At 56.3% G+C, this 19,974-nt stretch carries 21 protein-coding genes, 2 pseudogenes and 1 riboswitch; of the genes and pseudogenes, 5 read left to right on the top strand and 18 right to left on the bottom strand.

The genetic code is table 11. The features are described from left to right. Position 1: 1 nt before the first annotated feature. The 8 genes and pseudogenes from eno to BZK31_RS02510 all read right to left on the bottom strand — a co-directional run. Positions 2-1,285, bottom strand: a complete 1,284-nt coding sequence (gene eno / locus BZK31_RS02545) for a phosphopyruvate hydratase (RefSeq protein WP_005895484.1) — start codon at positions 1,283-1,285, stop codon at positions 2-4. 73 nt (positions 1,286-1,358) lie between these two features. After that, positions 1,359-1,700 (bottom strand): hypothetical protein, encoded by a 342-nt coding sequence (locus BZK31_RS29655; RefSeq protein ID WP_003317535.1) that lies wholly within the window; start codon positions 1,698-1,700, stop codon positions 1,359-1,361. Positions 1,701-1,794: 94 nt separating this feature from the next. Then, positions 1,795-2,061: a hypothetical protein gene (locus BZK31_RS02535; RefSeq protein ID WP_005895487.1), complete on the bottom strand. Its 267-nt coding sequence runs from the start codon at positions 2,059-2,061 to the stop codon at positions 1,795-1,797. 42 nt (positions 2,062-2,103) lie between these two features. Next, positions 2,104-2,427: a DUF190 domain-containing protein gene (locus BZK31_RS02530; protein WP_003425060.1), complete on the bottom strand. Its 324-nt coding sequence runs from the start codon at positions 2,425-2,427 to the stop codon at positions 2,104-2,106. Between the two features lie 80 nt (positions 2,428-2,507). Continuing rightward, positions 2,508-2,873 carry a hypothetical protein gene (locus BZK31_RS02525; RefSeq protein WP_005895490.1) on the bottom strand — a complete coding sequence of 122 codons (366 nt, stop codon included), beginning with the start codon at positions 2,871-2,873 and terminating at the stop codon, positions 2,508-2,510. Next, positions 2,870-4,216, bottom strand: coding sequence for a voltage-gated chloride channel family protein (locus tag BZK31_RS02520; RefSeq protein ID WP_005895492.1), 1,347 nt, complete (start codon positions 4,214-4,216; stop codon positions 2,870-2,872). The genes BZK31_RS02525 and BZK31_RS02520 overlap by 4 nt, the downstream gene beginning before the upstream one ends. Before the next feature lie 79 nt (positions 4,217-4,295). Continuing rightward, positions 4,296-4,368: riboswitch (Fluoride riboswitch) on the bottom strand. Positions 4,369-4,463: 95 nt separating this feature from the next. Beyond that, complete coding sequence (locus BZK31_RS02515; RefSeq protein WP_005895494.1) at positions 4,464-4,787, bottom strand: DUF190 domain-containing protein; 324 nt, start codon at positions 4,785-4,787, stop codon at positions 4,464-4,466. A 10-nt stretch (positions 4,788-4,797) separates the two neighbouring features. Then, positions 4,798-5,077, bottom strand: a pseudogene (locus BZK31_RS02510) (fluoride efflux transporter CrcB); the annotation flags it as partial. Between the two features lie 582 nt (positions 5,078-5,659). Here BZK31_RS02510 and BZK31_RS30450 point away from each other — a divergent pair. The 5 genes and pseudogenes from BZK31_RS30450 (at position 5,660) to BZK31_RS29650 (ending at position 8,922) form a co-directional block, all read left to right on the top strand. After that, positions 5,660-5,803, top strand: a complete 144-nt coding sequence (locus BZK31_RS30450; RefSeq protein ID WP_229699110.1) for a histidine kinase dimerization/phospho-acceptor domain-containing protein — start codon at positions 5,660-5,662, stop codon at positions 5,801-5,803. 2 nt (positions 5,804-5,805) lie between these two features. After that, positions 5,806-6,177, top strand: a pseudogene (locus BZK31_RS30445) (sensor histidine kinase); the annotation flags it as partial. Further along, a complete protein-coding gene (locus BZK31_RS29960; RefSeq protein WP_229616349.1) occupies positions 6,119-7,543 on the top strand; it encodes a cation:proton antiporter in 1,425 nt (474 codons plus the stop codon). The pseudogene BZK31_RS30445 and the gene BZK31_RS29960, both read left to right, overlap by 59 nt. Then, the gene (locus BZK31_RS02490) at positions 7,540-8,496 is read left to right on the top strand and encodes a tyrosine-type recombinase/integrase (RefSeq protein WP_005895504.1); all 957 of its coding nucleotides are present in this window, start codon (positions 7,540-7,542) and stop codon (positions 8,494-8,496) included. Before BZK31_RS29960 ends, BZK31_RS02490 begins: the two co-directional genes overlap by 4 nt. Before the next feature lie 216 nt (positions 8,497-8,712). After that, positions 8,713-8,922 carry a hypothetical protein gene (locus BZK31_RS29650; RefSeq protein WP_154216775.1) on the top strand — a complete coding sequence of 70 codons (210 nt, stop codon included), beginning with the start codon at positions 8,713-8,715 and terminating at the stop codon, positions 8,920-8,922. Positions 8,923-8,949: 27 nt separating this feature from the next. Here BZK31_RS29650 and pilM read toward each other — a convergent pair whose 3' ends face one another. The 10 genes from pilM to pilL2 are packed head-to-tail and all read right to left on the bottom strand — an operon-like array spanning position 8,950 to position 19,850. Then, the gene (gene pilM / locus BZK31_RS02480; RefSeq protein WP_020342594.1) at positions 8,950-9,390 is read right to left on the bottom strand and encodes a type IV pilus biogenesis protein PilM; all 441 of its coding nucleotides are present in this window, start codon (positions 9,388-9,390) and stop codon (positions 8,950-8,952) included. A 31-nt stretch (positions 9,391-9,421) separates the two neighbouring features. After that, positions 9,422-10,828: a shufflon system plasmid conjugative transfer pilus tip adhesin PilV gene (pilV, locus tag BZK31_RS02475; protein ID WP_020342595.1), complete on the bottom strand. Its 1,407-nt coding sequence runs from the start codon at positions 10,826-10,828 to the stop codon at positions 9,422-9,424. Further along, positions 10,825-11,757: an ATPase, T2SS/T4P/T4SS family gene (locus BZK31_RS02470; protein ID WP_029571627.1), complete on the bottom strand. Its 933-nt coding sequence runs from the start codon at positions 11,755-11,757 to the stop codon at positions 10,825-10,827. Before BZK31_RS02470 ends, pilV begins: the two co-directional genes overlap by 4 nt. A gap of 2 nt (positions 11,758-11,759) precedes the next feature. Continuing rightward, positions 11,760-12,284, bottom strand: a complete 525-nt coding sequence (locus tag BZK31_RS02465; protein ID WP_003317566.1) for a type 4 pilus major pilin — start codon at positions 12,282-12,284, stop codon at positions 11,760-11,762. A gap of 38 nt (positions 12,285-12,322) precedes the next feature. Next, positions 12,323-13,414, bottom strand: a complete 1,092-nt coding sequence (locus BZK31_RS02460) for a type II secretion system F family protein (RefSeq protein ID WP_003425010.1) — start codon at positions 13,412-13,414, stop codon at positions 12,323-12,325. Continuing rightward, the gene (locus BZK31_RS02455; RefSeq protein WP_003425008.1) at positions 13,404-15,035 is read right to left on the bottom strand and encodes a GspE/PulE family protein; all 1,632 of its coding nucleotides are present in this window, start codon (positions 15,033-15,035) and stop codon (positions 13,404-13,406) included. Before BZK31_RS02455 ends, BZK31_RS02460 begins: the two co-directional genes overlap by 11 nt. Continuing rightward, positions 15,032-15,634: a type IV pilus biogenesis protein PilP gene (gene pilP / locus BZK31_RS02450; protein ID WP_003425006.1), complete on the bottom strand. Its 603-nt coding sequence runs from the start codon at positions 15,632-15,634 to the stop codon at positions 15,032-15,034. The genes BZK31_RS02455 and pilP overlap by 4 nt, the downstream gene beginning before the upstream one ends. Beyond that, entirely contained in the window at positions 15,624-16,982 is a 1,359-nt protein-coding gene (gene pilO2, locus BZK31_RS02445; RefSeq protein ID WP_003425003.1) for a type 4b pilus protein PilO2, read from the bottom strand. Before pilO2 ends, pilP begins: the two co-directional genes overlap by 11 nt. 1 nt (position 16,983) lies before the next feature. Next, positions 16,984-18,720, bottom strand: coding sequence for a PilN family type IVB pilus formation outer membrane protein (gene pilN, locus BZK31_RS02440; RefSeq protein ID WP_016567500.1), 1,737 nt, complete (start codon positions 18,718-18,720; stop codon positions 16,984-16,986). Beyond that, a complete protein-coding gene (pilL2, locus tag BZK31_RS02435) occupies positions 18,717-19,850 on the bottom strand; it encodes a PFGI-1 class ICE element type IV pilus protein PilL2 (protein WP_083181161.1) in 1,134 nt (377 codons plus the stop codon). Before pilL2 ends, pilN begins: the two co-directional genes overlap by 4 nt. Between the last annotated feature and the right edge of the window lie 124 nt (positions 19,851-19,974).

The raw sequence follows: 19,974 nt of genomic DNA, 5'->3' as shown, positions 1-19,974 counted from the left end.
GTCAGCGCACGAATGCATCATGTCCTGCATAAAACGCACGGCTGCCAAGATGCTCTTCTATTCGCAGAAACTGATTGTATTTCTCGACCCGCTCCCCCCGGCATGGAGCTCCTGTCTTGAGATGGCCAGTCCCCATCGCGACAGTCAGATCAGCGATGGAGCTGTCCACCGTCTCCCCGCTACGATGAGAAACCATCGCCCCCCAATTTGCCCCATAGGCCATTACGATGGCGGCCTTGGTCTCAGTCAGGGTTCCGATTTGATTGGGTTTGATCAGTACGGCATTGGCGACGTTTTCTGTGATGCCTCGCTGGATCCGTTCGACGTTGGTGACAAACAGGTCATCTCCAACCAACTCGATCCGGTCACCCAGCGCAGTATTCAATAGCTTCCAGCCCGCCCAATCGTCTTCCGCGAGGCCATCTTCCAGTACCGCAATCGGGTACTTGTTGACCCAAGAGGAATAGAGGCTAATCAGCTCCTGGGCATCGACCTTACGACCTTCCGAACGCAGATGGTAAAGACCGTTTTCATAGAAACCGCTGGATGCTGGATCGATAGCGATCTCGATCTGAGATCCAGGGGCGTAACCGGCTCTTTCAATTGCCTTGATGATCAGCTCAATGGCATCTGAGTTTTTCTTGAGCGTCGGAGCAAAGCCGCCTTCATCTCCGACCGCAGTTGAGTAGCCGGCGTCCTTAAGCACTACTTTCAGCTCGTGGTACACCTCAGCGCCCCAACGAAAGGCTTCCTTGAAACTGCCAGCCCCTGTAGGTGCAATCATGAATTCCTGAAAGTCAGGGCCTTGCCAGTTGGCGTGAACACCGCCATTGAGAATATTGAACATCGGGACGGGCATTCTTGCTGCTTGCTCGCCGCCCAGATATTGGAACAAGGGCAAGTTCAGCGCAGAAGCCGCCGCTCTGGCAACGGCGAGGCTCACGCCCAAGATCGCGTTTCCTCCAAGCCTGGATTTATCAGAGGTTCCATCCAGCTTAATCATCAAATGATCAATTTGTTCCTGGTCAATCGCATTCATGCCCCTCAGAGACTCAAGTATTTCGGTATTCACATTGCTAACGGCCTTTAACACTCCCTTGCCGGAGTACCGCTGTGTATCTTTGTCACGCAACTCAACTGCTTCGTGAGCGCCTGTAGAGGCACCGGACGGTACTGAAGCCCGGCCCATGGCGCCGCACTCCAAGGTGACGTCGACTTCAACGGTAGGGTTACCGCGTGAATCGAGAATTTCACGTGCATGAATGGCCTGGATTTGCGTTTTCATTGATCTTCTCCAAGTAACGATTCGGGAACGTCATTAACCATTTGAATCTGTTGAGAGGCCTCTATGTCGGACGTCAGCTCTCCATGAGTATCCTGAACAGCTGCACTGCCGACACCGCAATTGCGGGAACCAAGAAGCCTCCAATAATTAGTTCAGGAATCTCTCCCACCAAGGGCATGAACTGCCCTCTTTTTGCCATCTGGAAAAGCTCCATCATTTGGTTTGAAGCAACCATTACAGAGCAGCAATACGCCGTCTGGGCTTGTAGCCTGACGCGCCTTTGATTTAGCAGATGAAAGGTCAGCAAGGACACTCCAACGCTTACGATGAAAAGCGCGGCGAACTCATAGACGGATCCTGTGAAAAACCTGCCCATCACAAGCCCGAATACGATGCTCAGCGTCACTGCGCTCATGTGGTCTCCCAATTCTCTAAAATGATTTTGATGAGCCGACGTCGGTGAGCTCCATTTCGCGATCTCATCTTTGGATTGCCAACCGCCATCGCGCTCACTGTTGCTGTGCTCTCAGCTCGTAGCCCGGTACGCAGGTCTGGGCTACGTCGGCCTTGCAGGACTTCTCACTGGGCATACGCAGCGTGACCAATGCGCCTTCGAGCGAGGTGACGATGTACCACCCCTCGCTCGAGACCTTTTGACTACCTGCGATGCCGGCCAGAAAAAGTGACCAGAAAACCAGTCCTACGAGGAGCTGCCTGTTGTCATGAGCCCAGTTAGCGGGGGCTGGCTGTGGGCGTAGGTTATAAACTCGGTACATGGCGTTTATCCTTTTTATTGGTTGTCCAACAAGGTGCGTTTTTTAGTTTTTCGCCTGGCCCACTCGACCGTATTCGATGGGCAATTTGATATAGCTCAGTGAAAACGACTCCTTGGCCAATGCCTCCAGCAACCTGTCGCACCCAATTTCATCAGTGGATATAGTCACCGTGACGGGATGGTCGGCACCGCCGAGGAAATGCGCCGTATGCAAATGCCCCAAATGATCTAGCCCCTCTGTACCGCTCACCAACGTCGCACCCAACGCGCCCTCTCGCTTGGCGAACTCGACCAACCACTCTCCCAGTGGAAGGTGCTGGTAGTTGGTACTCTGTTCGGTGAAAAAAGTCAGTTGAAAGCCGTTCATAGCTACATCCTCTAATGTCGCGAGTGACCGACGCTTCGGTCGGCCTTACCTCTTCATTTCCGAGCTTTTTTCAAACTGAATTACGACGCGTCAGTGAGCGGTAACTCACATAAGAAAAGAACTGCTCGCACTTTGCGTAACTCGTCAGCGTGGTCGCGCAGGTATGCGCGCAGCTTGTCCTCTGTATCTAGCAATTCCAGACACTGGGGATGACGCATATCGCCAAGCTCCGGGTGATGATGGGAGATGCGATGGCCTGGCAAATAACCTGCAGAAATCGTCTTGAGCATGACCTGCTCAATTTTTGCTTTTTGAGCAACTTTAAGGAGGTGCTGGGCTAGTGCAGGTGCGCTTAGGTGGTGCCAGAAGCTGGTCACGCGAGCCCGGCTAGCGCCAGGAAAATAGAGTTGCAAAGCTGTCAGGCGATCTTGGTGATGTTCAATCATTTCTCTTCCCCCGCAAGAGTCACTTTCCGCTCGCTGGCGGATTCACTTTGAGCATGAAATTGCTTGATATCAGAGAGCCGGATTTCCTCCGGAAGAGGACGGTGATGCTTGCTGTGGCCGACGCGCTGGGCGTGATAGATCCCGGTGTGTCCGGATACGAGGTAACTTGCGATACAGGCAATGGCTGCAAGCGGAGCAATCTCGGGCCCGAAGAGCTCCATGGCCATAACGATGGTTGCCAGTGGCGTATTAGCTGCACCGGCAAAGACGGCGACAAAGCCGATACCAGCCAGCATGCCGAAGGGAAGGTGCAAGAGGGGAGCCAGCGCATTCCCCAAGGTGGCGCCGATGTAAAACAGCGGTGTCACTTCACCGCCTTTGAATCCAGTGCCCAAGGAGACAACGGTGAACACCATCTTTCCAAGCCAATCCCAAGGGGCCATTGGCATTTGAAAGGATTGGACGATGCTCGGAATGCCTAGCCCGATGTACTTATCAACGTCGATGTAATGGTTACTACCGAGCGCCCACACTACGACTGCGATCAGCAGGCCGCCGGCGAAGGGTCTTAATGGTGAATAGGTGATAAGCCGCTTAACGAAGGCTCCGAGCTTGTGGGTCGCGGTCGCGAATAGCAGGCCGGTAAGGCCAAAGACAATCCCAGCTGCCACCACAGCCATGACGCTCCACAGCTGCACCGGAACCACTTCGCCAATGACGTAATGCGTGTGAACCACGCCCCAGGCTTGCCCCACCTGGTCAGCAACGATTGCCGCAACCACGCAAGGGAAAAGCGCGTCGTAACGCATACGTCCAATGGCCAATACTTCAAGTCCGAATAAAGCCCCGGCAAGAGGGGTGCCGAAGACGGACGCAAAGCCAGCACTGATACCGGCCATGAGAATCACCCGACGGTCTTCGCGGCGCAGACGGAAGACATGCGTCAGTTGATCGGCAAGGGCACCGCCCATTTGCACCGCCGTCCCCTCACGTCCCACAGATGCACCAAAAAGGTGGGAAACCACGGTTCCAATCAGCACCATCGGCACCATGCGCAAAGGCACGATCTTCTTAGGATCATGGATCTCATCGATGATCAGGTTGTTTCCGGCATCAACGGGTTTGCCTATCAAGTGATATGCAAGTCCCACAGCAAAGCCAGCCACCGGCAGGAGCCAGATCACCAAAGGATGGGTTTCTCGCCACTGGGTGGCATGATCCAAGGAAAGGAGGAATAACGCAGAAGCAGAGCCTGCCAAAAGAGCTACAAGACCTGCAAGCGCAAGCCATTTCGCTATATAGGGCAGTAAGTCGAGTTGTTCAGGTCGTCGAAATTTAGACATTTGGCCAGCCACAAAAAAGTAAGTGTGCCTGACCAAAAAGGGAATCTGAGCGCGAACGCCTACAGACCTGATTGATCAGGTTTCTGTAGGCATCATCAGCTGCTACGGGCGCAGCGGTTGGTTAATGGAGGAATGCCATCTCCAATGCGCCGATCTTAGCTAGGTCTGTCCAAAATGTAAAATCGTGTTTCGGAGTACGAGGCAAGCGAAGGCGTCTTCGAGTCACCGCTTATGAAAGAGGGCCAAACTAGGTGACCTCTGTTCCGACGAAGCCCAGCTCAACTGGGGTTTTTATGTAAAACAACGAGATATCTTCAAGCTCCAATCGCTTGAATAACTGTTCAGATTCGTCCTCGGTAATGGCCATACGAATTTCGGTAGGCTGATCCGCTAGTTCAAAAAAATGCGAGGAATGCAGCCGGCCGGTATGCCCAAAGCCTTCGATACCTGTGGACAGGGTCGCACCCCGCAGTCCCATTTCTTTCGCCAAATCAACGACCCAGTCGCCGAGCATCTTTCCCTGATAGCGACGATTCTGTTGAGTAAAGAAAGTCACCAGAAAACCTTTCATATTCCTCTCCTCAGCGCGTGCTGATTATTTGATAGGACAAGCCCGGCAGCCGTCATTACCACCGAGCCCACGACGTGTAGTGAAACTGAGCCTAGCGCCCGGAGCAGCCTACCTTCCTGAATCAGGGCAATTGTTTCTACGCAAAACGTAGAAAAGGTAGTTCGCCCTCCACAAAATCCCATGATGATCAGCAGGCACCACTCAGGACTCATTGTGGGGGAAGCGGCCAAAAATGCGATAGCCAGGCCGATGATGTAGCCACCAACCATGTTCGCCACCACAGTGCCTGGGTGATGGCGCTGCCCAAGGCGTATGTATCGAAATTAGCGAGTCTATGCAGAAGACATAAGCTCGCTAATTTCGATATATATCTCCCTCATAAACCATACGACGTCAATCTCCGGGCGCCCCCACAAAAACCAGCTAAAGAACCCAATGCGCCATAATCGGTTCTTAAAGCTGCCGCTCCAGGCCCTGAGGACGTTCCTCGCTGATGGAGCGCAGAAGCCTTCAGAAGCTAATCGCAATTGGTGGTCCCTCCCGCGCAGACCTTGTGTGATCAGGTTCGCCAACTGCGTCGATCATGGGTTTATGGCGAGGGGTTTTACGAACTCACGCAATCTGACTACCCAGTCTGTGCACCGAGCGATATTCCATCCGCTCAAAGCCACATATCAATCCCCATTATCACAGCTGACAGGCAGTTCTTCGGTACGTTATGCGCACTGGATACAGCCTCGGTCGTACTGAACGAGCAGAATGTCGTCAATACGCTTGAGCTGTCTGCTCAACTGATTGCTTCAAATTTGGACCTTCATGATCGCCTTCAGCGCAGTGAATCGCAGTTGGGCGAGTCCGTCGAACTTGGGCGGCTGCGTGAGCAGTTCGTCGCGGTACTCAGCCATGACCTTCGCACCCCGCTAAGTGCCGTCAGACTGAGCGCAGACGCCTTGCACGGTGATGTCTCCGAGAACCGTCCCGAGTATTGGCTGACGCCATCCGAACGAGCGCTGTAAGCATGTCGGCATTGATCGAAGACGTTTTAGACTTTACGCGCTGTCAGTTGGGAGGGGATGTCAGCATTAGACTTCGCCGGGTTGTAGACATTTTTGGAGCGCTTGAGCCTGTGGTGCAGGAAGTGCTCTTGGCCAATCCACAAGCAAACATTGTCTTTCACCACACTGGTGCGGCGGCCCTGCTATGTGATCCAGGCCGGATCAAGCAACTGATGTCCGATCTGATTGCCAATGCTGTGGCCCACGGCCTAAAGGGTGGGCCTATCCTGATCAAGGGACAGGTCAACCAGAGCACGCTGCAGTTAACGTGCACAAATGTTGGACAGCCTATTCCCGAAGCGCTGCTTGGCTCACTTTTCGAACCCTTCACTCGGACAAAACGCGACAGCCCCTCCGAAGGATTGGGACTGTACATCTGCTCGCAGATCGCTAAGGACCCTGTGTATCGGCTTTGCGATCTGGGCCCTACTGTCGCTCACCGATCTGGCTCTGCCGCTTTCGTACTGCCTGGTGTTCGGCGCGCTGATTTCGCCGACAGACCCCATCGCGGTCATGGGCGTTCTGAAATCCGCCGGCGCGCCCGCCAGTATCGAACTGGTGATCTCGGGCGAATCCCTGTTCAACGACGGCGTCAGCGTTGTTCTGTTTTCGCTCATCCTGGCGATGATTGTCAGTGGTGACGCACCCTCAGTGCTAGGCGCCTCACAACTACTGGTAGAGGAGGCAGGCGGCGGCGCATTGGTTGGCGCGGTGTTGGGCTACATCACCTATCGAATGCTCAAAAGCATCGACAGCTATCAGGAAGAAGTGCTCATCACCTTGGCCGCAGTACTTGCCGGCTACGCTTTAGCGAGTCATCTGCACGTCTCGAGCCCGCTGGCGATGGTGGTAATGGGCCTCATCGTTGGCAATCAAGGCCGCTCCCATGCCATGTCGGAAGAAACCGAGAAGAACCTTGATATGTTCTGGGAGTTGACTGACGAGATTCTCAACGCGGTTCTATTTGTGTTAATTGGCCTGGAGGTAGTGCTGATCCACTTCTCAGGTACGCTTGCTGTCACGGGACTGGCCGTTATCGTGCTGACATTGCTGGCCAGGCTGCTGACGGTCGGCGCTCCCGTTGCAGTGCTGGGCAAACGGCTCCTTACCAACGTAAGAAATACGTTATCGGCTCTTTCGACCTCAGGCGGGCACATGAAGATTTTCAGCAGGATTCTTGGTCTTTTTAGTAGACGGCACTGCGCGAGTGTGGTGATGCGTCCGGTCACCCTGGTGAACGAGCGCACCGAATCGCAGCCTGGTCATTTCGTGTTTCCCGGTACTGACTTCGTCGATCACATCCAGGTCGATGGCCAGCGTGTGGGTCAGATCGACTACAGCATCAATCCGCTGCGCGACCGGCTGTACATCAACATGATTGAGCTCAGGCCCGGTAGTCAGCGACAGGGCATCGGCTCGGCCGTCCTCTGGCATCTTTGGCAACTGCACGGGCTGCCCATCGTGCCGCTGTACGAATACACCACGTCGGAAGGATTCTGGTGCCAGGCACGTGCGCGCCTCGGCGCAGCGGGTGTGAAGATTGAGGCTCAGTTGCGCGGTGTCAGGCAAATGGAGCTGGAGCAGGAGCGTTGGCAGCACCTGGTGCCAGAGCCGGAACACAAGCGCCTGATCCGCGAGTTGATGGCTTCCCCCGAGTGGCCGGCCATCAAAGCGCGGCACGATGCGGAGCGAAATGCGTGAGCGAGCTGGTGGTGGCCAATGCCGGCGAGCGGCGACTGACTGCACTGGAATTCCAGGAATTGGCCTCAGTGCCGGCAGCGGTCGAGTGGTTCGCCAATATCCGCAACCCCCGCACGCGCCGTGCGTACCAGGCCGATCTGCGTGACTTTTGCAGCTTTGTCGGCCTGGCCGGTGCCGAAGAGTTTCGCGCCGTGAACCGGTCTCACGTTTTAGCCTGGCGCGCCCAGCTCGAGCGGCGCGCTCTTTCTGGGGCCACGATCCGGCGCAAACTGGCGGCGCTGGCCAGCCTCTTCGATTACCTGCTTAACAACAACGCGCTGGCCGGGGGCAACCCGGTGCATGGGGTCGCACGTCCGAAGGTGGAAACCAACGAGGGCAAGACACCAGCTCTGGGCGACGACCAGGCCAAGCGGCTGCTTGATGCGCCAGACGCCGAATCGCTCCAGGGCGTGCGCGACAGGGCCATTCTGGCGGTGCTGCTATACCACGGATTGAGGCGCGAGGAATTGAGTCTGCTGCAGACGGGCGACCTGCAGGAGCGCCGCGGTGTGAAGCACCTACGGATCCACGGCAAGGGCGGGAAGATCCGCTACCTGCCACTGCACCCAGTCGCGGCTGAACGGATCTACGTGTACCTGGTGCGCGATGGTGATCGAGCGCTTACGCCTGGCGCGCTGTTCCGCTCACAGCGAGGAAAAACGTCGGGTACCGGGATTACAGGGAAAGGGGTTTATGGCGTGGTAACAAAGTGGGCCAGTGCTGCGCAAATCCGCGTCGACGGGCTTGGGGTCCATGGCCTGCGCGCAACTGCGGCGACCAATGCGCTCGAGCATGACGCGGACATCGCCAAGGTGCAGATCTGGCTGGGGCACGCGAACATCAGCACGACGCGTTTGTACGATCGGCGCGGTCAGCGACCGGAGGATTCACCGACTTTCAAAGTGAAGTACTGAGACGAGCGCTGGTGAAAGGTTCGGTTACTGATCGCCTGCATAAACTCAGGCGAGCCCAATCCATCCAGCCTCAGAGAGGCGCTAAGTGTGCGTGGGCGGACTTTCGGCCTTACCTCCTAATCGGCTGGTTGGGCCTGAGCTGTTTTCTCTATCGTGGCCTTATCGCCAGGCGTCACTTGAGTGTGTTTCGCAGCCATAGCCTCGACGAAGGCCAGCATGAACAAAAAAGCCCCACAGCTAGCAGAGATGACCCCGAAGATTACCGCCACGACATTGCCCTGCATCCCTCCCACAACAGCTAGCAGCGACATGGCGACCATCGAGCCAAACCAAAAGGCGGTCGTAACGTATCTTGTCTCTATCCAATTCATTTTCAACGTCAATCCCATCAACCTGCTACTGCACCAGCAGCATGGTAGTAGTTGAAGGCCAAGGCGATATGTCACCCTTTCCTCATTGGTAGGCGACAGCAGCTCCAGTTGGAACTGCCGCGGGCAGCGTGACTCCCACATACCCTGAGCTTGGTGTGAGCAGGCTACCGGAGGATGCAGTGCCGATGGCCAGCGATCCACCAGTCAAATTGATCATCTCTGAAACAAGACCGGGAGGAGGGGATCCGACGAACGCGTAACTTCGTCCAGCATCGATCACTCCCTCCACCCCAGGGTAACGCGCGTACCAGGTGGGCAGTGCCAACTGGTTATCGGCCACCGTTCCTGATGCAGCTTTGTGAGCGTAGGCATACTCGGCCAAGGCATTTCTGTAGACGAGGACGTTATGAGCAATCAAGGAGATTTCTACGGTCTGGGAGCTCTGTTCTGCCTGGTGTGACTTCTCATAAACCATTCCGAGCACTGCTGTAATCACCACCATTGCAAGCCAGTAAATGTTCACTCTACGTCCTCGATGACAGTTATGAGCCTGGTCAGAACTGACAACAGAAAATGGTGGCGTAATCGTTCTGGCCGACCACGATTCCTTGGGTACTGCTGAATCGTTGGCCTGAGCCGGCCGTGTCCCAACCAACTTTTGTGTAGCCGACTGGGCAAGCGTAGGTAGTGACGTCGTTTGCGTCGTAGCCGGGGATGGTTTTTGCCGTGCAGGTAGGGGCACTGGAACCGTTCACCACCCAGACCTGGTTATCACAAGAAAGGGATCGACCCGTACTGGTTCGACCAACCATACCGTTTGCAGCACAGGCAGTGCCGGCAGTTGCAACGCCATTCAGCTGCAGGTATTCACCGACGGTCGCGCGACCTTCCGAAGTCACTGTCCCACCCCGGATGTTCCCGGCTGTGTAGAGGCTCTTGTCGCCGTAGACCCGAACCCAGTCCGAGTCACTCATGTACCAGCCACCACCCCATTTTTCGCTGTACCAGCCGGTGTCGCCCTGAGTGCGAAACCAACCGCCTGTGACAGTCTCGCCTGATATGCGGGCAGCCGCCCCCGTGAGGTTGGCCGAGGCATTCACCGACTGCGCGTATACATCACCTGCAGCGATGACGTTGCTCTGGGCTGTGACGCTCCCCGACGCACTCACATTCCCCTGGGCTGTGACAGATCCCGAGGCACTCACGTTGCCAACGGCGTTCACTGACCCAGCAGTGTCGACATTACCTCCAACCGTCACTGTTCCAGAGGCGTTCAATGCAGCCACATCGTTGACATTGTTTCCTCCCATACTGAGCGCCGTGTTCATGCGATTGAGTTCAGGCTTTCCTGGGATGGCGTTGCGGTACAGGTAGTCGTTGGAGAGCGTGCCATCCTGGAGAAACAAGGCACTTGCAGTGTGGCCAACGCCTGGGTTGATCCCATAGTTGCTCAGCGCAAGTTGCCAGCCGCCTCGTACTCCTTGGATAACGCCGGTGTTGTTGAACGGGATGAAGCCACCCGGCGCACCCATATTTTCCGCAATCGTCCGGGTACCGATCTCATCGATAGCCTGGCCACCGGTAGTGATCACGATGGATTCGAGCTGGTTGACGTTGACCCTTCGAGCAAGCACCACGTAGCTCTGACCGAATGCATTTGTGTCACTGAAGCTGGCTGGCAGATAGTTGGTGTTGCGTAGCATCTGAGGGGTAATCGTCGCAGGCGTGGTTGTGCCCGCCGATCCATAGACCGTTGCGAAATTGTCCTTCAGGTATTTAGAAGCGGCCTCTGCGATCTGCTGCTGTTGCTGAGCTGCGATTTGATAGTTCTGCGCATCCATCCTGTCGGCCATCAGCGAGACGCCTATGGCCGACGCAATGGCGAAAATGATCAGGCCGAAGAGCAGCTCGATCACCACAAAACCATTCTTTCTGGTCTGGCTATGCTTGAGAACATTCATCCCCAGAGGCTCCTGTTCGATTGTTGATCCACATCCTGGCTAATCATTGCGATTTGATTTGATCGGATCTTCTCTCGAATACCAGGGCCGTCAGGTCCAGTCAGTGAAAGGCTCTGGATCTTCAGATGTCGCATTTCGCCTTCACCTTCGAGGGCAAGCGCAGCTACAGCTACCAAACCCTGTGACAGAATTGATCGGACGTTGCTGATGGCCGGCTCCGCAAGAGTCGCTACTCGCTCGATCGCCTGCGGTACTGTTCCCGCGTGAACTGTGGTGATGATGAACAGGCCATTGATTGCCGCTCGCACTGCCTGAACTGCCGTGGGGGTGTCTCTGATCTCACCGATAAGCATCATGTCCGCGCCAGAGCGGAGGCCTCTCATCAAAGCCTCCTCATACCCGCCATTGCGTCTCGAAACCTGCATCTGGATGCAACGACCAGGTCCGTGACGACCGTTCAAATCTGTCTCAGCTGGATCCTCTGCAGCCAACGCGATCCCACCGCACGCATTTAGCCTGGCGATGATCAGCGAAGCTGCGCTTGACGTCTTACCGGTGCAAATCTCGCCGCAAAAAATCACCAGGCCGCGCACCTGCTTCGTAAGCAGCGATTCGACAAGGTCTTCAGGAAAACCCAATTGGTCGAACTGCCGGACCTGCGCATTTGATCTGCGCAGTACGAACACGGCCTGGCCAAAGGCATCGGGTATCTGAGTGACGCGAAGCACCGTTCCTTCTTTGATCAACGAGAACTCAGGATCCTGATGCACTTCAAAATGCTTTGCGCATTCCTCCCGTAATAGCAGGGCGCTTTCTTTCCAGTTTTCCGGAGCCTCGACACGTCCGCTCTGGCCATCCAGGCCTTTTACGTCCGTAAAATCCGGCCCCAAGTAGAGGTCACTAAAAGGCGTGTCGATAATTGGGTTCATGCTCAGTAGGCCGTCCAAGCCAACGTGTTGCTATCAGTAGAGCAGCCACTGGTGGCAGCAGCTGAACTCACCTCGCCGTTCACAGCTGTGCCGCCATTGATAGAGGTGGTGACCTTCTGCCCGCGTCCAATCTTCGTGGCCAGTGTCACACAGGCATCTTGGGGCAAACCGGCCTCGGTCACGGTGAATGTCATCCCGTTGGCAACCACAGTGACCTGGCCACTCCAGGCGTTGTAGAGCTTGCCGCTGGAGAACGACATATTGGGCAGGCCACGTATCGAGCTGAGCTGGGCGATCAGATCGGTCCCTGACGCTCCGTAACCGGTACTGCCTTTGAGCTTGCGAGTGTTCGCGATCAATTGACCGACGTTACCCTGTTCGTTGTTGACGTCCGAACTGCCCATCGCGCCCCAACCGTTGTAAAGGGCGTAGCCCATCCCGATCAGGATAACGATGAGAACGAAGAGCAATTCAATCGAGATATAACCGATCTGGTTCGCCCGAGCGGAGTGAGTGGTGTTTTGCATGTGTGTGGTCCTGGGTATGTGGGTAACGGGTGTAGTGCTCAGTGCGTCATGCCTTGTGTGGCATTGCCGGTCATGCTGTAGGCCCCGACCATGACCAGAATCATCAACAGGCCGATCAGAACCATGGATACGAGGGACAGTGTCTTTGCGTAACGCTCGACCTGTTTCAGTGATATCTCCAACCAGCGAAGGCTGTAGCGGTGCACTGCAGCCGAGAAGCTCTGCGTAGTGGAGAGAACAATCAGAAATTGAATCGCTTCGTGGTCTGGGAATTCATGCCCGGAAAGATCTAAAGCCTCCCCAAAGTTTTTACCCATCCGAACCCCGTAGTGGGCGGCTTCCAGGCGTTCACGCAGCCACGGATTTGCCCCACGCTTTAACGTGTCCAACGCTCCGAGCGGATCGATGTTTGCTCGCAGCATGACCGCGATATTGAGGAGGAACGTTGAGCCGTGGAGCGCTTTGTAGATTGACCAGGGAGGCAATATCTCCAGCCTTGTCCGCCAAGGGCCACGGAAGTAAGGCAGAGTGACGACACTGGTGACAACCAGGACTACCACAAGGCACAAAGTCAGAAGTCCCCAGTTAGTCACAAAGGTGGCGATCATGTGCAGAACCATGGGTGCGCCGGACCAGGCTTCTGGGTTGGATGAGCGGCTCATGGCCGGCACCACCCGGGTGGCGATTACGTTCAGCAAGTAGGCCATCAGGCTCCAGACAAAAACCGGGTACGAGGCCGTTGAGACCACCAGCTTCATCACTTTTTGCCGAGCTTCGATGATCCGCACGCAGTCGCTGAATGCCTGGATCAAGTTCCCTGACTTCTCGCCGGCGCTGATTACGGCGTGCTCCTGATAAGGCACCCAGTTAAGGCAGGCCTGGGCTAGCGTCTTGCCGCCGTCCACAGCCTTGCCTATGCCATAGCTGGCAAGGGCAATCGGATGTCGAGCACGGCGGCCACCGTCACTGTAGATCGATCCGATACGATCAAGAGCCAGGTCGAGAGGCACCCCGTTCTCCAGCAGGGCGGTCATGCTCTCGTAAAGCCGGATACGCTCATTGCCTCCGAACTGGTTTCTGTAAAAGCCTTCTACAAGCCCTGACCAGGCGTCCATCGCCTTACTCAGCATGGGCTTCAACCTCAGGTGGCTCGGCATCCAGCATGTAGCTGTCAAAATCCACTGGCCCGACTACGGCCTCTGCCATGCGCGGATCGATCAGCCCCGCATTGATCTTGATGAGCGTGTGGGCAACCTTCGTGATACCACCCATGTGCTTGACCCAATACTGGCGCGCTGCGCTTGGTCCGTTCTTGCGGATCTCCTCCATGAACCGGTGGGTCGGGAGAAGAATCTCTGCGACAGCGACCCTGCCGTTGACCCCGTCACGGCATAGAGAGCAACCTGGCCCAGCCAAATAAACCTGATCGAGCACGGTCATCTTTTCAAGCCTCTCGACCAGCTGCGGATCCAGGGTACTGATCTGGCTGCGCGCAGGCACGCGACACTTCTTGCACAGCGTTGGCAAGAGTGACTGGTTGATAAGACCGACAATGAGTGTTGGGTCGGTGACCAGGCTTGTATCTGCACCCATGTCGATCAGGCGAGGAATTGCTGCTACAGCGTTGTTGGTGTGCAGAGTCGATAAAACGAGGTGGCCGGTCATCCCCCCGCGCAGTGCCCCCTGAGCTGATTCAAGGTCGCGAATCTCCCCGTACATCAGTATGTCGGGGTCGAGTCGCACGGAGTTTGTAATGGATTCTCCCCATGTCTCATTGCTGCCAAGAGGGGACTGATTTGCACGCATCGGATACTCGGGCGGGTCCTCAACGGTCAGGATATGTTTCGTGCCTTTGCACTCTTCAGCCAGAAGGTTGATCTGCACCTGGAGCGACTTCGATTTCCCTGATCCAGTTGGACCGGTCAATATGATCACGCCGTAAGGAAGGCTTCGCAGCCGCTTGAACAGCAAATTCTGTTCTGGCAGAAACCCCAGATCGTCGACTGACTGTTTCTCCTGATCGTCATAGATCAGTCGCAGCACCATCAAAGGCCCTTCGACCAGAGGGCGTGTAGCTACACGGGCTCCGGACAGTCCCAATTGATCGAGGAAGGTGCGAGCCATGCGCGCATCTTGTTTCAATTCCGGTTGATAGTAGCCCTCAGATTTGACGTCGCACATTGAGTTGAAGAGTGAAGAACAGAGCTCGTTACCTACGGCGCTCTGGATCTGCCCGTATTCCCGCAAGAGACCGTCCTCACGGAACTTGATGTAGGTGATTTCGTGGCCAACGATGAAGTGAACGTCGGAAGCACGGCGTCCATGGGCCGCGCCGATGATGCGAATCACCTCTTGTTGGCGCTGGGTACTGTCGATAGATCCGGCGAAAGCTTTGCCCGCATTCTGGTACAGAGACTTGATATCGCTGAGCGTGCTGCTGATGGTCTGAAACGGCACGCCAGCTCTGTCCAGGCGGTCCATAAATGCCATCACATAAGGGTCGTGCATGTGCTGAGACGAGACGAGCAGTTCAGCTTCATCAGCCTCTGGGGCAGGTGCCAACAAGGCAACCAGCTGACGCAACTCGCTGGTAATGTCCCCCCACCGCTGTCCCTCAGCAGTAAGGACTGTTCCGACCACGTCAGATTGCATGGCGATGGTTATCGGTTGCACGACTGCGGTTGGCCGGGTGACCTGGCGTGCCAACGGATCAGCCTTGATGTCTGGCTCAATTCGTACCGCGCCGCTCATCGCTGTAACTCCTGCGACATGCTGGACAGCGGACTCGTAACCGAGGGCTGGCCGGGAGCTATAGGCTTGAGTGTCTGCAGTGACATTTGGGGTGCGTCGACCGAACCAATCGGCGCCCGGGTCGAGAACCCTAGTGGATATCGGCGTCCGTCATGGCCCAGTACAACGCTGTCGAGAGACACGCTGATTACCTTGAACCCTCCTGGCAACTCGGCATTGCCAACTGATGCATCGACCTCGAAACCACTTCCGTACAGCAACGTGGCATATAGAGCGTTATTCGTCCTGAACACGGTCTTGACCACTGGCAACTGCGGTGTGCTGTTGCTGGCCGGGGCGGGCGTCGTGTAAGCGTTCTGCGTAACCTGAACCGGCGCGGACGTGGTCGTTTTGGCCCCGTTTACGATGTCTTCCTTGGCACGAGCTCGCGCCGCCTGTGCCGTGAAGAGCAAGGTTTCACTCTGCACCTGGGACAACTCGCCAATGTTGATCCGACTGAGGTCGTTGGGGGATGGATCCGCCGCGACGGCCATGTTGCCGGCAGCCACGCACGACAACAGTAGGGTCAGCAGAGTTGAGGCGCGAGTGTTAATGCACATAGAGGTCACCTATGACGTTCCAGGTTAATTTGCCGTCTTGAAAGTCGGTTTTGATTTCACGCAGGCGCATTCCAGTGCTTTGCACGCCTTGAAGAACAGTCGCTGGCGGCAACAGGCTCGTGTAGCGGATTTCGAAGTGTCGGTAATCCGGGGGAGGTGGTGGTGGAGGCGCGGGTTGGCCAGGCAAAGCTGGTGGCTGGACAACCGTCACAGGTACTTCCGTGATCTTGGGCTGCAGGTCTTGGGCTTGCAGCCATGAAGTGATGCTGTCCAAAGCTTGCGTTGCCGGGTTCAGAGCGTCATCACCCGCCAGCGGCAGCTCGAACGTGAGCTTCACTGCGGCCATGTTGCCTTCGTCGTAAAACGCTGGCGTATCAGCAAAGTAGCCCGCCGTAGCTGCGCTGAAAGCCATCGTGGTGCTGTTGCCGGTGCGGTTGTAGTTGGCCGACATCAGCGTTCCGTCGCATTTAGCGGAAACGAATAACCACCCTTCGATTGCCGGTGGTAACTGGTCAATTGCGCCGTTACAGCCTTCAAGAAATACTGGGACAGAAGGCTGTTTCACCCACGGATGTACAAGCGCCTCGATCACAACTGGTGCGTTTGTTCGCTGGTTCAGGGCATCCAATTCAGCTTGCCTTGCCGCCTCTGCCGCTTCCTGCGCCTGGCGAGCAAGTTGCAGCTTATGTTCGTTCCACTGGTGCCACCCAATCAGGCCGGCCACGACCAAGGCACCAATCACCGCGGCTTTCATCAACTCCTGTCTGGACAGGCCGAATGCCAGCGGTGTCAGCTTGTATTCGCGCTTGAGGTTTGATGGCTGCAACAATGTTTCAGGGTCAAATTGTTCGCCACCGCGACCAAACTCCGGCGGGAGAAAGATCTTGTCGAAGCTCATGGAGCGGCTCAGCTGCTGAGCCACTTTCTTTTTTATTTCCTCACTGCTACCTACCAGGTCAGCGCCCGGGATGACCGCGCCTCGGTACACTGCGACCAAGGCGTATCTGTCCTCGGTATTTTCGATCTTCCAGGCAGCAAGCCACGATGCGCCCAGCTGCCCAGCGAGTGCGGCTGCAAGCGAGTACATGCCTTTGACTGCACCGTCATTCTGCGAAACGAATCCAGCCTGAATCACAGACTCGGTATGCCTGATAGCAACGATGTCCATTTGTTGGGTGCGACCGAACTGGCGTGCTTCTTTCATGTAGCCGGTAAGGCTGCCCAACGGGTGCCACAGCAGGCCTGTCACGAAAGATCGACCGTGATAAGTCAGAATCTGAACTTTGCCGTCACTGGGCATTTGAGCGCGCGGCGCGCGTTTTCGTAACAGGGAGAGCAGGTTCGCCATGTCAGTTGGTCACAATCGGGGTGATCAACACCACCAGAACGCTTTTTGACGAGGTGCGTTTACGCCCACCTCCAAGACCGAAGAATCCCGGTGAGCCTGTGCCGATCTTGTCCGTGTTGTCGCTGAGCTCCTCAAAGCCCGACAGGATCAATGTCTGGCCGCTGCGTAGCTTCACCTTAGGTGACAGACTTTTCGCATCGTAGTTGGGGATCTGAACGCTGGAGCCGTTGCTAGTGAATGGCTCGAAGGTAGGTTTGGAGCTCATATTGATCGACACCATGAGCAGCATCTCATCGTCGTCCATCAGGCGCGGTTGCAGCGTCATGTTGAAACCGGAGGTGATCGTGCCAGGAGTAATTGCTGTGCTGGAGCCTACTGATGCCGTGGTGTTGGTCTGAACCGATGGAATGTAGCCTTGAACGTTGCCGATCTGCAGCGGAGCAGGCTGCAGGTTCAATGTGGTTACAGACGGTGAGCGAACATTCGAGATCCGGGCCTGTTCTGCGATTGCCTGGATGATCGCGTTGGAACCTGCCCAGGCGGAGTTGGCTGTATCGACAATGCCGACAGAGCCAGAGATTGCGCTGGAGCTGATGCCTGGCACAGTATTCGAGAGAGACAGGCCCCACTTTGTGCTCAGCGAGTTGTAGACGGCCGCCCAGTTCAAAGCCAACTGATCGGTGTCGGTCAGAGTCGCCTCAAACACCTTCACATTGAACAGTACCTGTTGGGTGATCGCGTGGTTGGTCTTGGCCAGATAGGTCTCAACGTTTGCAAGCACGTCGGGCCGGTCTGTCACGGTCAACGTCCCTGTCGAGGGCGACAGATACATACGGCCAGGCGGCGACGTACTCAGCATGGCTCTCACGTTGCTCTGGATGTCAGTCAGGATCGATGTGTTGAGCGTGACGGTCGTGCTCTGGTTGCTGCCCGAGTCACCCGAAACGCCTGAAGAACTGCTGCCTGACGACGATCCGCTCGACGAACCGCTTCCCGAGCCTGAGGAGGTGGTCATACCGGATCTGACGGTGCTTTTGATTTCCTGCACGTCTCCAAATGCGTAGACGTCGAACACCTTGGTATCGAAATAGCTGACCTGCACTGACCGTGATGTGGGATTGAATCGATAGGTGAGTCCCAACCGCGCGGTGACCTCATCCAGCAGACCCGAGGCTTTCCCTGAGTAGCGCAACCCACTGACGAGGTTCGGTGTCAGCATGGATGCGAAGTCAGAACTTCTCCCCTGAGAGGGCTGCGCCAGGTTGGAGCTGCCTGTAATGCCAGCAGGCAGCAACCCAGCGAGACTGTCAGGGTTTGGGGCCGTGCTGATTGGAGGCGCATTGTTGCCCGGAGCGGGTGCATTAGCGTTCAGCAGACCTGGATTGAGGGCATCGGGCGAGACCAGTACAGGGATCTCGCACTGTCTGGAAATGTACTGGGCAATTTCAGCAATTCCGACACTGCCAGCAGGCCGATATGCGACCTCACAGTCATACTTGGAGGGGATGCCTCGTCTCGCAACAACTGGCTGCGTTGAAACCCAGGGTTTGTCGCTGAATATCACTGTGTCCCGACGTTCCTGTTGCTGCTTGTTACGCTGTATAGCCGCGTAACGGCCGGCAGAATCGGCGGTAGCCTCTGCCCGTGCAGCGGCTTCATCCACCCGTTGGACTGAGCAGGCTGATGCCGATAGAACAGCGAGACTCAGAGCGGTCTGACGCATGAAGGGCATGCTCATTTTTTCCTCTCCGATACGTGCAGAACCTGCTGACCATTGCCCTCATTACCGTCCACCACAAAGGACCGTTTGGCGTTGTCGTACAGTGGGAATATCTGCCTGACCGCCGAACTGAAGGAGCCTGTGAAACTCAGCGGTGCTTCGATGGGGTAGTCCAGGTCCTCCGGTACCCAGATAACCTGCCAGCCGGCCCGCTTGGCCCAGTCTTCAACCGATTGACGCAAGGTACTGCCCACAGGTGCATTCCACGTTTGCTGTGGCGCAGCGGTTGCTACGGGTTTCGCTCCTGGTTCAGGCTTCATAGGAGCCTGGCTGGTCGAAACGATGCTCTTGGTGACGGTGGTCTGAGATGTGGCCTTCGCCGGAGCCGCGCTCACAGGAGTCGGCTTTTGCTGTGTAGGGGTGCCTTCCTTGGCTGGGGTGCTGATGGATGCAGCTGGTTGCGCTTTTGCCTGCGTGACGACCGTGGTTTGCGGTTGCCCTGCAGGCGATGTGTCCTTGCTGAATGGGGTTCCGGTTGCCGGGGCAGTTACAACAGTAACGGCAGAGGAGGTGCTGGCTACCGAGGTTGATCCAGTGCTGGCCGGTTGCGCAGGTTGAGCCAGTGCCACGGGCTTAGACGTCTCTGGCAGTTGGTAACCTGGCCGCAGTACAAAACACACACCGCGCGTTACTTCGTTGACCTTGACCTGCCATGCCGGACCGGCCAGTACCTGCAGCGTGTTGCGCAGGCTCATTGGGCCGAGCTTGTACTGGGCAGCCGGAAGAGGACGTGTGAACAAGATGTTTACGTGACCGGTGCTCGGTGGGCACAACGTGTAGCCTGAGCGGCTGACCACATACTGCATCGCGTCCTGGACGGACGGATGCATGTTGGCGGGAATGCTGACATCGATGATCTGGGCCATCAGATCGCGTTGCTCCGCTTCCGGAGCGGTATTCACCAGGGCGTAGCGACCATAGCGGACCATTGGCTCCTGACCGGACTTTGCGCCACTTGAGTACAGGTCTGGCGAGAGCAGCTCAGGATTCTGGCTGCTGTCGAAAGCAGGTCCAACCGGTTTGTCCGCTACAGACGTGCATCCGGCGAACAGCGCGAGTATGGAAAGTGTGGAAAGCTGCCTGATCATGTGTGCCTTGACCCCATTTCTTGATGGTGGCCAAGGTGCCAGCGCTTAGGTTGCAAAGCACTGCTAAACCCTTAACGGATCGATTCAGGTTATTCGAGCAGGCGTGGGGATAAGGGAGGGTGGG

Source organism: Pseudomonas floridensis (assembly GCF_002087235.1).
GTDB classification, from domain to species: domain Bacteria; phylum Pseudomonadota; class Gammaproteobacteria; order Pseudomonadales; family Pseudomonadaceae; genus Aquipseudomonas; species Aquipseudomonas floridensis.
Note: the sequence above shows the minus strand (reverse complement) of the source record. Positions and strands in the feature narration are given on the sequence as shown.